Here is a 12,836-nt window from a genome sequence, read left to right as displayed (position 1 = left end):
CTTTAAATGAATATCTGGCAAGGGCGGCTGATGCCGCCTTTTGCCCGGATATTGACCGGCGATGACGTGGAAGGTGGCCCGCACGCGCGGGGAAATTTCCACCGAGAATGTCCGTTCAGAGAAACTGGGCGATAAGGAGGAATAAATAAATGGCTAAACAACAAAAAATCAGAATCCGCCTAAAGGCGTATGACCATAAGGCGCTTGACCAAAGTGCGGCCAAGATAGTTGAAACCGCAAAACGTACCGGCGCTATGGTTTCTGGTCCTATTCCGCTTCCTACCGAGAAAAATATCTTTACTATTCTTCGTTCACCCCATGTCAATAAAGACTCCCGCGAGCAATTCGAAATGCGGACCCACAAGCGTCTTATTGACATCCTGGAGCCGACCCCCAAGACGGTTGATGCCTTAATGCGTCTCGACTTGCCGGCTGGTGTGGACATTGAAATCAAGCTGTAGGAGGAGGTGCGATAATGGCTAAAGGAATTTTAGGAAAAAAACTGGGTATGACCCAAATCTTTACGGCTGAGGGTAAAGTTATTCCGGTTACTGTTATTGAAGCCGGCCCCAACGTCGTAGTACAAAACAAAACTGTTGAAAATGATGGCTACAATGCAGTGCAGCTTGGTTTTGGCGCTGTCAAAGAGAAAAAAGTTAACAAACCGTTAAAAGGTCACTTTGCAAAAGCCAACGTCAAACCGGTAAAGTTTATCCGCGAACTGCGTCTGCCTGGAGCCTCTGAATATACAGTAGGTCAAGTTCTGAGCGCTGATGTATTCAGCGAAGGCGAACTGATTGATGTAACTGGTACTGCTAAAGGCAAAGGATTTGCCGGCGGCATTAAAAGACATAATTTTGCCCGCGGACCTATGGCCCATGGCTCTAAGTCCCATCGTGAACCCGGTACCATTGGTTCCCGGATGAGCGGCGGCGGCGGTAAAGTATTCAAAGGCAAGAAACTTCCTGGACGTATGGGCGGGCAGAAAGTAACCGTTCAACGGCTGCAAGTAGTCCGCGTAGATGTACCTCGTAACCTCTTGTTGGTTAAAGGTGCTGTTCCCGGACCTAAAGGTAGTTTTGTAATCGTAAAAAATACAGTAAAACCCACTAAGTAATCGCAGCTTGCGGCTCTACGTTTAACGTAAAGAGCAGGTTGCGAGCATCGAAAGGAGGATGTGCTATATGCCGAAAGTGGCAGTATATGATATGACCGGCGCAAAGACCGGTGAAATTGAACTTAATGATAGCGTATTTGGCGTAGAAATAAATGAAGCCGTTGTTCATCAGGCCGTTGTTATGCAACTGGCAAGCCAGCGTCACGGCACTCACGCAACTAAGACCAGAGCAATGGTCCGTGGTGGCGGCAGAAAACCCTGGAAACAAAAAGGTACCGGCCGGGCACGGGCTGGCAGCATCAGATCTCCATTATGGGTAGGTGGCGGTGTTGCATTTGGACCGCATCCGCGCAGCTATAAATTTAGTATGCCTCGCAAAGTTCGTCGTCTGGCGATTAAATCAGCGTTGACAGCTAAAGTAAATGATGGTGGTTTACTGGTTGTTGAAGACATCAACTTTGCTGTTCCAAAAACAAAAGATGTTGTTAAATTCTTAGGTAATTTTGAGGCTAGCGATAATAAGGCACTTATTATCACTGTTGATCAAAATGACAATGTCGTAAAATCGTCCCGTAACATTCCTGGCGTTAAAGCCATTAACACCATGGGACTTAATGTATTCGACTTGCTTCACCATGACAAAGTGTTGGTTACCAAAGATGCAATCGCCAAGATTGAGGAGGTGCTGGCATAATGGCAAACCTGCGCGATGTACTGATTAAACCGTACATTACAGAAAAAACCACCAGTATGATGGCTGACAACAAATATACTTTTATTGTGCCTTTAACAGCCAATAAAGTTGAGATTCGTCAAGCTGTTGAACAAATCTTCAAAGTCAAAGTTCTTGACGTCAATACCCTTCGGGTAATGGGCAAGACTAAGCGCATGGGCAAGCATATCGGCAAACGCCCGGACTTTAAAAAAGCCGTTGTAAAACTGGCTCCTGGCGAGCGCATTGAATTCTTTGAAGGCGTATAACCACAATTTCCTAAAAAGGAGGGGCACACATGCCAGTTAAAAGTTTTAAACCATACGCTCCTGGCAGAAGATTCATGACGGTAGCCGATTTTTCGGATATTACCACAGATCGTCCCGAGCGTTCTCTGACCGAGCGTCTCCAAAAACACGCCGGTCGTAATCAACAAGGTCGTTTGACTGTGCGGCATCAAGGTGGCGGACATAAGCGTCTGTACCGTGTAATTGACTTTAAACGCAATAAAGACGGTATTCCTGCAAAAATCGCCTCCATTGAATACGATCCTAACCGTTCAGCCCGGATTGCTCTGTTAAACTATGCTGACGGTGAAAAACGCTATATTCTAGCTCCTAACGGACTTAAAGTAGGCGATACCATTATGAGCGGCCCTGAAGCCGATATCAAACCAGGTAATGCCTTGGCACTTAAGAATATTCCGGTAGGTACTCAACTGCACAACATTGAAATGAAAATCGGTAAAGGCGGCCAAATGGTCCGTTCAGCTGGCGCTTCAGCTCAGCTTATGGCTAAAGAAGGCAGCCACGCACTCCTCAGATTGCCATCAGGCGAGTTGAGAAAGGTTCATATTAACTGCCGGGCTACTATTGGTCAGGTCGGAAATCTTGAACATGAAAACATCACCATTGGTAAAGCTGGCCGTTCGCGTTGGCTCGGTATTCGTCCTGCTAACCGCGGTGTTGCTATGAACCCGATTGACCATCCACATGGCGGTGGTGAAGGCCGTTCGCCGATCGGCCGTAAGCATCCGGTTACTCCGTGGGGCAAATGCGCAATGGGTGCTAAAACCCGTAAAAGCAAAGCTTCTGATAAGCTGATTGTTAAGAGACGGAAGTAGTCTCACTGCAATAACGCGAACACATGAAAGGAGGCTATTTAGGTGTCAAGATCAATTAAAAAAGGACCTTATGTGCACGAAAGCGTGACCAAGAAAATTGATGCGCTTAACGCTAAAAATGAAAAAAAAGTTATCAAAACATGGTCGCGCAGCTCGACAATTCTACCTACCTTTGTAGGACACACACTGGCTGTCCATGACGGTCGCAAACATGTACCGGTATATGTTACCGAAGACATGGTTGGCCATAAACTTGGCGAATTTGCGCCGACCCGGACTTATAAAGGCCACAGCGGCTCTGAACGGTCTACTGGGGTAAGATAACATACGCTTTGCAAAAATCCGGGATTATAGCCGGAAGGGGGTTAAATAATGGAAGCTAAAGCAATTGCCAGACATATTCGCATTGCTCCCCGTAAAATCCGCATAGTTATTGACTTAATTCGCGGCAAAAACGTGGGCGAGGCTTTTGCGATTTTGAAATACACTCCGAAAGTCGGAGCGGAAGTTCTGGAAAAAGTGCTTAAATCAGCTATTGCTAATGCTGAACACAACTACGACCTGAATGTTGATGCTCTCTATGTAGCACAGGCGTTTGTTGATCAGGGTCCAACCTTGAAGCGCATTCACCCGCGGTCACGCGGCCAGGCGTTCAAAATTTTGAAGCGTACCAGCCACGTAACACTGGTTGTTAAAGAAAGATAAGCTAACGACGAAGGAGGGAAATTTAGTGGGTCAAAAAGTTAATCCGCATGGTCTTCGTCTTGGCATTGTAAAAACCTGGGATGCAAAATGGTATGCCGACAAAGATTATGCTAAAAACCTGCATGAAGATATTAAAATGCGTGATATGCTGAAAGAAAAACTTTACACTTCAAACGTGTCGCAAATCATTATTGAGCGTGCGGCCAACCGGGTGAAAGTTACTATTCACACTGCTAAGCCAGGTATGGTAATTGGGCGTGGCGGCAGCGGGATCGAAAACATTAAGAAATGGTTGAAGGCTCTTACCGGCAAGAACATTGAAGTAAATATCGCCGAGATTAAGCAAGCCGAACTTGATTCAACCCTGGTTGCCGAAAACATCGCAGCTCAGCTTGAAAAGCGTATTGCTTTCCGCCGGGCAATGAAGCAATCAGTAACCCGTACAATGCGTATGGGCGCAAAAGGTATTAAAGTAATGGTTGGCGGTCGTTTAGGCGGCGCTGAAATTGCTCGTACTGAAAGCTACCGTGAAGGAAGTATTCCTCTTCATACTCTACGTGCTGATATTGATTACGGCACTGCTGAAGCGCATACCACTTATGGCCGGATCGGCGTAAAAGTCTGGATTTATAAAGGTGAAGTCCTGCCTGAAGTTAAAAAGACTGTTGTTGCTGCTGCCGCCATTGAAGGGGGCGAGAAATAATGCTGATTCCTAAAAGAGTGAAACACCGCAAACAATTCCGCGGACGCATGAAAGGTAAAGCCACTAAAGGCAATACTGTTTCTCACGGTGAGTTCGGTCTGGTTGCTCTTGAGCCGGCTTGGATTACCAACCGGCAGATTGAAGCAGCCCGTATCGCCATGACCCGTTACATTAAACGGGGTGGTAAAGTTTGGATAAAAATATTCCCGGACAAGCCGATTACTGCTAAGCCTGCTGAAACTCGCATGGGTAGTGGTAAAGGTTCACCGGAATACTGGGTTGCTGTTGTTAAACCTGGTCGTGTCATGTTCGAAATGGACGGCGTGCCTGAAGAAACAGCGCGTGAAGCTATGCGTCTTGCTGCTCACAAACTGCCCATCAAGACAAAGTTCGTTACGCGGGAGGAAACCGCGCATTTGGACATGGACGCACCTGGTGTCAATGCTAAAGCGGGTGGTGAAGTAAATGAAGGCTAAAGATATCCGCGATATGAGTGCAGCCGAACTTGAGCAAAATTTTACGAAGCTGAAAGAGGAACTGTTTAACCTGCGGTTCCAACATGCTACCGGCCAATTGGATAACCCTATGCGGATTCCTGCCGTCAAGAAAACAATTGCCCGCATCAAAACTGTTCAGCGTCAACGTGAACTTAAGGCTCAGTAATTGGGCACTATGTTAGTGAGTATGAAGGGAGGCAATGCAGAGTGACCGTTGAAAGAAACGAACGTAAGGTCCGTATTGGTAAGGTAGTAAGCGATAAAATGGACAAAACAGTAGTCATCGCGGTTGAGCGTTTAGTACGTCACCCGTTGTATCATAAATCCATTAAGCAAACGGTTAAGTTTAAAGCTCATGATGAGAATAACGAAAGCCATATTGGTGATACCGTTAAAATCATGGAAACCCGCCCACTGTCTAAAGAAAAGCGCTGGCGCGTGGTGGAAATTCTCGAAAAAGCAAGATAGTAATAACTCACAGCGAAGTTAGCTTCTAAAGCTCGACTGCTCTTAACTGCGCATCGAGTCACATGAGGAAGGAGGATAAGCACTATGATTCAACAACAGAGTATACTGAATGTTGCTGATAATACCGGCGCAAAGCAAATTATGTGCATCCGCGTACTGGGTGGCTCATATCGCCGCTATGCCAACATTGGCGATGTTATCGTGGCGGCTGTTAAAGACGCTACACCCGGTGGCGTTGTCAAGAAAGGCGATGTAATTAAAGCCGTTGTTGTACGTTCCAGAAAGGGATTACGTCGCCCGGACGGTTCGTACATCCGGTTTGATGAAAATGCTGCAGTTGTTATTAAAGAAGATAAAAGCCCGAGAGGTACACGGATATTTGGACCTGTAGCCCGCGAACTCAGGGACAAAGATTTCATGAAAATTATCTCACTGGCGCCTGAAGTTATCTAGATTAAGGAGGTGTCCGGAGTGTCCGAAGCCCAAAAATTGCATGTTAAAAAAGGCGATAAAGTTGTTGTACTGTCAGGTAAAGATAAAGGCAAACAAGGCAAGATTGTGGAAGCATTGCCTAAAAAAGGCAAAGTAGTGGTAGAAGGCGTAAACAAAGTAAAACGCCATACAAAACCTAGCCAAAAGTCGCCCCAAGGCGGCATTTTGGTGAAAGAAGCGCCGCTTTCATCAGCTAAAGTTATGCTGGTATGTCCGGCTTGCAGCAAACCTACCCGCATTAAAAAAGCCCAGCAAGCTGGCGGCACATTTGCCCGTGCCTGCAAGCATTGCGGCGAAGTTATCGATAAAGACAAGTAAAAACCATCTTCCCTGAAAGGAGGTTAACTTATGGCTACAAGACTTAAAGAAAAATATATAAATGAAGTAACTCAAGCGATGATGGAAAAGTTTGGTTACAAAAACGTCATGGAAATTCCTAAAGTCGAGAAAGTAGTTATCAATATGGGGGTCGGTGAAGCAGTAGGCAACCCCAAGATTCTCGACGCAGCTGTAGGCGATATGACTCTGATCGCCGGTCAAAAGCCGGTTATCACCAGAGCCAAGAAATCCATCGCAGCTTTCAAAATTCGTGAGGGTATGCCGATCGGCGCTAAAGTCACAATGCGTGGCGAACGGATGTATCAATTCCTTGACAAACTCTTCAACATCTCACTGCCTCGTGTGCGTGACTTCCGCGGTGTAAACCCTAAATCCTTTGACGGACGCGGCAACTACACCATGGGTGTTAAAGAACAACTGATTTTCCCTGAAATCGACTACGATAAAGTAGATAAGATTCGTGGCATGGATATCATCATTGTTACCACTGCTAAGACTGATGAAGAAGCTAGGGAACTGTTAAAACTGATGGGGATGCCTTTTACGGCATACTAAAACCGGCCATTGACGTCCATCTGCGTCGTACTCTCAGATATTTGTCTGTGTACGCGGCGCGGCAGCGTCTTTAGGGTAACCGGTTTACAGTCAACAGTTTACAAAAAGGAGGGAATTCGGTGGCCAAGAAGGCTTTAATTGAGAAATGGAAAAACGAGCCTAAGTTTAAAGTGCAAAAGTACAATCGCTGCAAGATATGTGGTCGTCCGCACGGATATATGCGCAAATTTGAAATGTGCCGGATTTGTTTCCGGGAACTGAGCTATAAAGGCGCCATTCCTGGAGTAACTAAGGCAAGCTGGTAGTAGCAGCAACATATAGGAAGGGGGTTCTAAACCATGGTAATGACCGATCCGATTGCCGACATGCTAACTCGCATTCGCAACGCCAATTCGGTTTTTCACGATAAAGTCGAGATTCCAGCATCCAACATCAAGAAAGCCGTAGCTCAAATCCTGAAAGACGAAGGTTTTATCAGAGACTATGATACGCTTCAAGATGGCAAACAGGGAATGCTGCGGGTTAGCCTTAAATACGGCCCGAACCGAGAAAAAGTAATAACTGGAATTAAACGCATTTCTAAACCTGGTCTTCGCGTTTACGCTAAGAAAGAGCAGCTGCCACGCGTATTGGGTGGTCTCGGAATTGCGATTATCTCGACATCTAAAGGCATCATGAGCGACAAGGCCGCACGTAAAGACGGTCTTGGCGGCGAAGTGCTCGCATACGTTTGGTAGTCTAGTGATACAGGAGGTGCAATATGTCTAGAATTGGTAGGAGTCCCATCACTGTTCCTGCTGGCGTTACCGTAACCATCGGTGATAGCAATGTAGTAACAGTTAAAGGCCCTAAGGGCGAACTGACCCGCCAACTCCATAAAGATATGATTATCGAAATGGAAGGCGATATCATTAACGTCAAACGGCCTACAGATAATAAAGATCACCGTTCTCTCCACGGGTTGACCCGTACCCTTGTTAGCAATATGGTAACAGGCGTAACCCAAGGGTTTGCTAAAACTCTGGAGATTGCCGGCGTAGGTTACCGTGCCGCTAAATCCGGCCAAAAACTGGCGCTCACTTTAGGCTTCTCGCATCCGCTGGAAGTCGAGCCGCCTGCAGGTCTTACAATTGATGTTCCGGCACCTAACCGTATTGTTGTTTCTGGTATTGATAAAGAAGCTGTTGGAGCACTTGCTGCAAAAATCCGCGGCTATCGCGAACCAGAACCGTACAAAGGTAAAGGCGTTAAGTACGAAGGTGAAGTTGTTCGCCGTAAAGTCGGTAAAGCCGGCGGTAAAGGCAAGAAATAAACTTGTCATAGGCAATTCAAGCGAAAGGAGTGAACACCTTGCTGCGTAAACCAAGCAAAAACATCGGGCGTCAAAAGCGCCAATTAAGAGCCCGGAAGAACATAATTGGTAGCCTCGAACGTCCACGTCTCAACGTGTTTCGTAGTTTGAAGCATATTTATGCTCAGATTATCAACGATAAAACTGGCACTACCCTGGTAGCGGCTAGCACCCTGGATAAAGAATTACAAGTTGAGTACGGTGGCAACACTGAAGCAGCTAAAGCTGTAGGCGAGGCAATCGCCAAGCGGGCCCTCGAAAAAGGAATCACTAAAGTGGTATTTGATCGTGCCGGCTATATTTATCATGGCCGCGTTGCTGCCCTGGCGGCGGCTGCACGCGAAGCTGGACTTGAATTCTAAGAAAAGGAGGGAAATTAATGGCCAGAATTGATTACACCGGTCTTGACCTTAAAGAAAAAGTAGTATTCATTAACCGGGTTGCCAAGGTAGTTAAAGGCGGCAGGCGCTTTTCTTTCAGCGCTCTGGTAGTTGTCGGCGATGGCAACGGCCATGTAGGTTTCGGCTTAGGCAAAGCTGCTGAAGTACCGGAAGCTATCCGTAAAGGCGTGGAAGATGCGAAGAAAAGCCTGATTAAAGTTCCTATTGTTGGCACCACTATTCCTCATCAAATCATGGGTGAATTTGGCGCTGGCAGAGTGTTGTTAAAGCCTGCTTCCGAAGGTACAGGCGTAATTGCCGGCGGCCCAGCCCGTGCTGTACTTGAACTTGCCGGCATTCATGACATCCTGACTAAATCGCTTGGTTCATCTAACGCCAACAATATGGTTCGAGCTACAATCGCCGGTCTTAGCCAGCTTAAACGCGCTGAAGAAGTTGCCAGCCTGCGTGGCAAAACCGTTCAAGAACTGTTGGGTTAAGGAGGTAACACAATGGCGAAGCTTAAAATTACTTTAACTCGTAGCCTGATTGGCAGACCTGAAGACCAACGTGCAACAGTAGCAGCATTGGGCCTCAAAAAAACCAACAGCTCTGTAGTCAAAGAAGATAGTGCGGTAATAAAAGGAATGGTTCGCAAAGTAGAACACCTTGTTACCGTAGAAACAGTTGCAGAATAAAAACAATGGCAATAACCAATATACTAGTTCAAGGAGGTGCTGTTAATGAAATTACATGAATTAGCTCCAGCGCCTGGTTCAAAAAAGGTTCGCACCCGTGTCGGCCGCGGTCTTGGTTCCGGTCTTGGTAAAACTGCCGGTAAAGGCCATAAAGGTCAAAACTCCCGTGCAGGCGGCGGTGTGCGTCCAGGTTTTGAAGGCGGCCAGAAGCCCTTGTACTTAAGACTGCCTAAGCGCGGTTTTACCAATAAATTCGCTAAACATTATAGCGAAATTAATGTAGCTGTACTCAACCGCTTTGACAACGGTGCGGTTGTAGATCTTGAAGCTTTGGTAGACGCCGGTGTAGTTAAAAAAGTGCTTGATGGCCTAAGAATCTTAGGCAATGGCGAGCTTACCAAGGCTTTAACCGTTAAAGCCAATGGCTTTACTAAGTCGGCCGCTGAAAAAATTCAGGCAGCCGGCGGTACAGTCGAGGTGATTTAATTGCTGTCACAGCTCTCGAACATTTTAAGAATTACTGAACTGAGGCAGAAGATCGTATTTACCTTGGTTATGTTCTTGATATTCAGGTTGGGCACACATATCCCAGTACCGGGAGTAAACGCCGCCGTTATCGAGCAGCTGTTTACCAGCGGTAATCTGTTTGGGTTGCTGGATCTGTTTTCCGGCGGTGCTTTAAGCAAATTCTCGATATTTGCGATGAGTATAACACCCTACATCAATGCTTCGATTATCATGCAGCTACTTACTGTAGTTGTGCCGAAATTCGAACAATGGGCCAAAGAAGGCGATGAGGGCCGCAAGAAAATTACCCAAATTACCCGGTATGGCACTGTCGTACTTGGTTTTATCCAGGCAATCGGCATGGCATTCGGCCTAAAAGCAGCAATTATTAACCCTGGTTTTGCTTCCATTTTTATTATTGCTCTTGCCCTGACTGCGGGAACAACCTTCCTCATGTGGCTGGGTGAGCAAATTACCGAAAAAGGTATTGGTAACGGTATCTCGTTGATCATCTTTGCCGGTATCGTATCCAGGCTCCCGGATGGCCTCTACACTATCTTTGAGTATGTAAGTGCCGGGACAATTAACATTTTCAATGTATTCCTGTTCCTGATCATCGCAGTGGCTATGATTGTGTTTGTAATAGCAATACAGCAAGGTCAGCGTCGGATCCCTGTGCAGTATGCAAAACGGGTAGTTGGCCGGAAAATGTATGGCGGTCATTCCACCCATATACCGCTTAAGGTTAACCAAGCGGGCGTTATTCCGATAATCTTTGCGTCATCTGTGCTGATGTTCCCGGTAACTATTGCCCAGTTTATTGATGTCCCCTGGGTAAAAACAGTGGCAGGGTGGTTTGCGTGGGGAACACCGCTACAAACTATATTGTATGCGCTCTTAATCGTGTTCTTTACGTATTTCTATACTGCGGTTACCATGAACATATCAGATATGGCAGAGAACATGAAAAAACACGGCGGGTTTATCCCTGGCATCAGGCCAGGTAAGCCTACCGCCGATTATTTAGACCGGGTTATGACTAGAATTACCCTAGCCGGATCAATCTTCCTGGCCATAATCGCAATACTGCCGAATTTTGTTGGTGCAGCAACTAACCTCCAGGGCGTATACTTTGGTGGCACTGCCCTCTTAATCGTAGTAGGTGTGGCTCTGGATACCATGAAGCAAATAGAGGCGCTGGTACTCATGCGTCACTACCAAGGCTTCATGAAGTAGGAGGTAGTGGTCATGTTTATTCTGTTAATGGGTCCACCTGGGGCCGGTAAAGGAACTCAGGCGGCCAAACTAGTAGAAAACTTTAAAATTCCCCATATATCAACAGGTGATATGTTCCGGGCGGCAGTCAAAGAAGGCACAGAGCTTGGGAAACAGGCGAAAGCCTGCATGGATGCCGGACAATTGGTACCTGACAGTGTAACAATCGGCATTGTAAAAGAGCGTTTGGCTAAGGACGACTGCAAGACTGGATTTATCCTTGACGGCTTTCCCCGTACCATCGCCCAGGCTGAGGCCCTTGACCGCACCCTAACCGAACTTGTCATCAAACTTGATCGGGTTATCAATATTACTGCACCAGGGTCCGAACTGGTCGGCCGTATGACTGGACGACGGATTTGCAAAAGCTGTGGTGCTACCTATCATGTAGCTTTCAACGCTCCTCAAACAAGTGGTGTGTGTGATAAGTGCAGTGGTGAACTCTATCAGCGTGATGATGACAGAGAAGAAACGGTAATTAACCGCCTGTCGGTATATCAAACCCAAACCCAGCCTCTGATTGAGTACTATCAGGACAAAGGCCTGTACACCGAAATTAATGGTTTGCAGCCTATCGATGATGTCCTGCAAGACATTGTCAATAGCCTGAGAGGCGGGCAAGTATGATAATACTGAAATCACAAAGGGAATTAAACTACCTGCGTGATGCCGGCCGGATAGTGGCAGAGACACTTGCTGAAGTCAAAAAAGCGGTAAAACCTGATGTCACTACACTGGAGCTTGACAGGATTGCTGAGCAGTATATCAAAAGTAAAGGCGCGGTGCCGGCCTTTAAAGGCTATCACGGCTTTCCCGGCAACATCTGTGCCTCGGTTAATGATGAGGTAGTACATGGCATTCCTGGATTAAAAAGGTTAAAAAATGGAGATAATGTAAGTATTGACATTGGCGCCATCATCAATGGCTATTGCGGCGATGCTGCGATTACCGTGCCGGTAGGTGAGGTTGATGCCGAGGTCGGAAAACTTATCGAAGTTACGGAACAGTCGCTATATAAAGGGATTGAGAAAGCTATCGCTGGAAGTCGCTTAGGCGATGTTTCGCATAGTATTCAAGCCTATGCTGAGGAGCACGGTTATGGTGTAGTGCGTGATTTTGTCGGGCATGGAATTGGTAGAAACATGCACGAAGATCCGCAAATACCTAACTATGGGCTACCCGGACGCGGCCCGCGATTAAAATCTGGTATGACATTAGCAATAGAGCCTATGATTAACGCAGGGACTCATGAGGTTAAGACCTTGAGCGACAACTGGACAGTAGTGACTGCTGACGGCAAGCGTTCGGCTCATTTTGAACACACAATTGCCATCACGGCCGATGGTCCGGAAATATTAACAAAACTATAGGAGGAGACGGCTTGTGCCAGATGGAACTATAAACCCAGGGCACATTGTGATATCATCAGCAGGACGTGATGCTGGTCACGCCTATGTGGTACTCGGGTGGTATAAGCCGCAAACTCTTCTGGTAGCTGACGGACGCGGACGTAAGGTCGTGAGTCCTAAGAAAAAAAACGTTAAGCACGTAAAGAGGCATTCTATTGCTAACGATGTGGTGGAAGCTTTAGCCGGCGGTTTAAAAATCACGGATGAAGATATCCGTCAGGCCCTCGCCTATAGCGGGGTGCCCAGATAAGCTGTTAAAAGCGGGCGAGGAGGGAATAGCTCATGTCCAAACAAGATGTAATTGAAGTAGAAGGTACGGTCATTGAGGCACTGCCTAATGCCATGTTCCAGGTAAAACTGGAAAACGGTCATATAGTTCTGGCTCATGTATCAGGTAAAATACGTATGAATTTTATCCGGATTTTGCCAGGTGATAAAGTTACGATTGAACTTACACCGTATGATTTAAAACGCGGCCGTATTACCTATAGGTTTAAATAGCTTG

Annotated in this window: 26 protein-coding genes; all 26 read left to right on the top strand. The window is 46.6% G+C overall.

Annotated features, from left to right (window positions below; all coding sequences use genetic code 11):
• The first annotated feature begins 149 nt into the window (after positions 1 to 149).
• On the top strand, positions 150 to 461 hold the full coding sequence (gene rpsJ / locus VN379_RS23315; RefSeq protein ID WP_021168692.1) for a 30S ribosomal protein S10: 312 nt from the start codon (positions 150 to 152) through the stop codon (positions 459 to 461).
• Between the two features lie 14 nt (positions 462 to 475).
• Positions 476 to 1,117 (top strand): 50S ribosomal protein L3, encoded by a 642-nt coding sequence (gene rplC / locus VN379_RS23310; protein WP_325538348.1) that lies wholly within the window; start codon positions 476 to 478, stop codon positions 1,115 to 1,117.
• A gap of 67 nt (positions 1,118 to 1,184) precedes the next feature.
• Positions 1,185 to 1,811: a 50S ribosomal protein L4 gene (gene rplD / locus VN379_RS23305; RefSeq protein WP_325538347.1), complete on the top strand. Its 627-nt coding sequence runs from the start codon at positions 1,185 to 1,187 to the stop codon at positions 1,809 to 1,811.
• A complete protein-coding gene (gene rplW / locus VN379_RS23300; protein ID WP_325538345.1) occupies positions 1,811 to 2,098 on the top strand; it encodes a 50S ribosomal protein L23 in 288 nt (95 codons plus the stop codon). Before rplD ends, rplW begins: the two co-directional genes overlap by 1 nt.
• 29 nt (positions 2,099 to 2,127) lie before the next feature.
• On the top strand, positions 2,128 to 2,952 hold the full coding sequence (gene rplB, locus VN379_RS23295) for a 50S ribosomal protein L2 (RefSeq protein WP_325538343.1): 825 nt from the start codon (positions 2,128 to 2,130) through the stop codon (positions 2,950 to 2,952).
• A gap of 42 nt (positions 2,953 to 2,994) precedes the next feature.
• Positions 2,995 to 3,276, top strand: a complete 282-nt coding sequence (gene rpsS / locus VN379_RS23290; protein ID WP_325538341.1) for a 30S ribosomal protein S19 — start codon at positions 2,995 to 2,997, stop codon at positions 3,274 to 3,276.
• Positions 3,277 to 3,324: 48 nt separating this feature from the next.
• A complete protein-coding gene (gene rplV, locus VN379_RS23285; protein WP_325538339.1) occupies positions 3,325 to 3,657 on the top strand; it encodes a 50S ribosomal protein L22 in 333 nt (110 codons plus the stop codon).
• Between the two features lie 25 nt (positions 3,658 to 3,682).
• Positions 3,683 to 4,360, top strand: coding sequence for a 30S ribosomal protein S3 (rpsC, locus tag VN379_RS23280; protein ID WP_325538337.1), 678 nt, complete (start codon positions 3,683 to 3,685; stop codon positions 4,358 to 4,360).
• Positions 4,360 to 4,836, top strand: coding sequence for a 50S ribosomal protein L16 (gene rplP / locus VN379_RS23275; protein ID WP_325538335.1), 477 nt, complete (start codon positions 4,360 to 4,362; stop codon positions 4,834 to 4,836). The genes rpsC and rplP overlap by 1 nt, the downstream gene beginning before the upstream one ends.
• Positions 4,826 to 5,023, top strand: coding sequence for a 50S ribosomal protein L29 (gene rpmC / locus VN379_RS23270; RefSeq protein ID WP_144348538.1), 198 nt, complete (start codon positions 4,826 to 4,828; stop codon positions 5,021 to 5,023). Before rplP ends, rpmC begins: the two co-directional genes overlap by 11 nt.
• Positions 5,024 to 5,064: 41 nt before the next feature.
• Entirely contained in the window at positions 5,065 to 5,325 is a 261-nt protein-coding gene (gene rpsQ, locus VN379_RS23265; RefSeq protein WP_325538333.1) for a 30S ribosomal protein S17, read from the top strand.
• Positions 5,326 to 5,409: 84 nt separating this feature from the next.
• Positions 5,410 to 5,778 carry a 50S ribosomal protein L14 gene (rplN, locus tag VN379_RS23260; RefSeq protein WP_325538331.1) on the top strand — a complete coding sequence of 123 codons (369 nt, stop codon included), beginning with the start codon at positions 5,410 to 5,412 and terminating at the stop codon, positions 5,776 to 5,778.
• An 18-nt stretch (positions 5,779 to 5,796) separates the two neighbouring features.
• The gene (gene rplX, locus VN379_RS23255) at positions 5,797 to 6,135 is read left to right on the top strand and encodes a 50S ribosomal protein L24 (protein ID WP_325538329.1); all 339 of its coding nucleotides are present in this window, start codon (positions 5,797 to 5,799) and stop codon (positions 6,133 to 6,135) included.
• Between the two features lie 30 nt (positions 6,136 to 6,165).
• The gene (gene rplE, locus VN379_RS23250) at positions 6,166 to 6,711 is read left to right on the top strand and encodes a 50S ribosomal protein L5 (RefSeq protein WP_325538327.1); all 546 of its coding nucleotides are present in this window, start codon (positions 6,166 to 6,168) and stop codon (positions 6,709 to 6,711) included.
• A 119-nt stretch (positions 6,712 to 6,830) separates the two neighbouring features.
• Positions 6,831 to 7,016, top strand: a complete 186-nt coding sequence (locus VN379_RS23245; RefSeq protein ID WP_084577069.1) for a type Z 30S ribosomal protein S14 — start codon at positions 6,831 to 6,833, stop codon at positions 7,014 to 7,016.
• A 33-nt stretch (positions 7,017 to 7,049) separates the two neighbouring features.
• Complete coding sequence (rpsH, locus tag VN379_RS23240; RefSeq protein WP_325538324.1) at positions 7,050 to 7,448, top strand: 30S ribosomal protein S8; 399 nt, start codon at positions 7,050 to 7,052, stop codon at positions 7,446 to 7,448.
• A 23-nt stretch (positions 7,449 to 7,471) separates the two neighbouring features.
• A complete protein-coding gene (gene rplF / locus VN379_RS23235; RefSeq protein WP_325538322.1) occupies positions 7,472 to 8,023 on the top strand; it encodes a 50S ribosomal protein L6 in 552 nt (183 codons plus the stop codon).
• A 38-nt stretch (positions 8,024 to 8,061) separates the two neighbouring features.
• The gene (gene rplR, locus VN379_RS23230; RefSeq protein WP_325538320.1) at positions 8,062 to 8,424 is read left to right on the top strand and encodes a 50S ribosomal protein L18; all 363 of its coding nucleotides are present in this window, start codon (positions 8,062 to 8,064) and stop codon (positions 8,422 to 8,424) included.
• A gap of 17 nt (positions 8,425 to 8,441) precedes the next feature.
• A complete protein-coding gene (rpsE, locus tag VN379_RS23225) occupies positions 8,442 to 8,942 on the top strand; it encodes a 30S ribosomal protein S5 (protein ID WP_325538318.1) in 501 nt (166 codons plus the stop codon).
• Positions 8,943 to 8,954: 12 nt separating this feature from the next.
• Complete coding sequence (rpmD, locus tag VN379_RS23220) at positions 8,955 to 9,140, top strand: 50S ribosomal protein L30 (RefSeq protein WP_325526165.1); 186 nt, start codon at positions 8,955 to 8,957, stop codon at positions 9,138 to 9,140.
• Between the two features lie 45 nt (positions 9,141 to 9,185).
• Entirely contained in the window at positions 9,186 to 9,626 is a 441-nt protein-coding gene (gene rplO / locus VN379_RS23215; RefSeq protein WP_325538316.1) for a 50S ribosomal protein L15, read from the top strand.
• Complete coding sequence (secY, locus tag VN379_RS23210; RefSeq protein WP_325538314.1) at positions 9,627 to 10,883, top strand: preprotein translocase subunit SecY; 1,257 nt, start codon at positions 9,627 to 9,629, stop codon at positions 10,881 to 10,883.
• A gap of 12 nt (positions 10,884 to 10,895) precedes the next feature.
• The gene (locus tag VN379_RS23205) at positions 10,896 to 11,549 is read left to right on the top strand and encodes an adenylate kinase (RefSeq protein WP_325538312.1); all 654 of its coding nucleotides are present in this window, start codon (positions 10,896 to 10,898) and stop codon (positions 11,547 to 11,549) included.
• Complete coding sequence (gene map, locus VN379_RS23200; protein ID WP_325538311.1) at positions 11,546 to 12,292, top strand: type I methionyl aminopeptidase; 747 nt, start codon at positions 11,546 to 11,548, stop codon at positions 12,290 to 12,292. Before VN379_RS23205 ends, map begins: the two co-directional genes overlap by 4 nt.
• Positions 12,293 to 12,305: 13 nt before the next feature.
• Positions 12,306 to 12,581: a KOW domain-containing RNA-binding protein gene (locus VN379_RS23195; RefSeq protein ID WP_325538309.1), complete on the top strand. Its 276-nt coding sequence runs from the start codon at positions 12,306 to 12,308 to the stop codon at positions 12,579 to 12,581.
• Positions 12,582 to 12,613: 32 nt separating this feature from the next.
• Positions 12,614 to 12,832, top strand: a complete 219-nt coding sequence (gene infA, locus VN379_RS23190) for a translation initiation factor IF-1 (RefSeq protein ID WP_084577080.1) — start codon at positions 12,614 to 12,616, stop codon at positions 12,830 to 12,832.
• Positions 12,833 to 12,836: the final 4 nt, after the last annotated feature.

It is taken from the genome of Sporomusa sp. (genome assembly GCF_035561255.1).
Classification (GTDB): domain Bacteria; phylum Bacillota; class Negativicutes; order Sporomusales; family Sporomusaceae; genus Sporomusa.
Note: the sequence above shows the minus strand (reverse complement) of the source record. Positions and strands in the feature narration are given on the sequence as shown.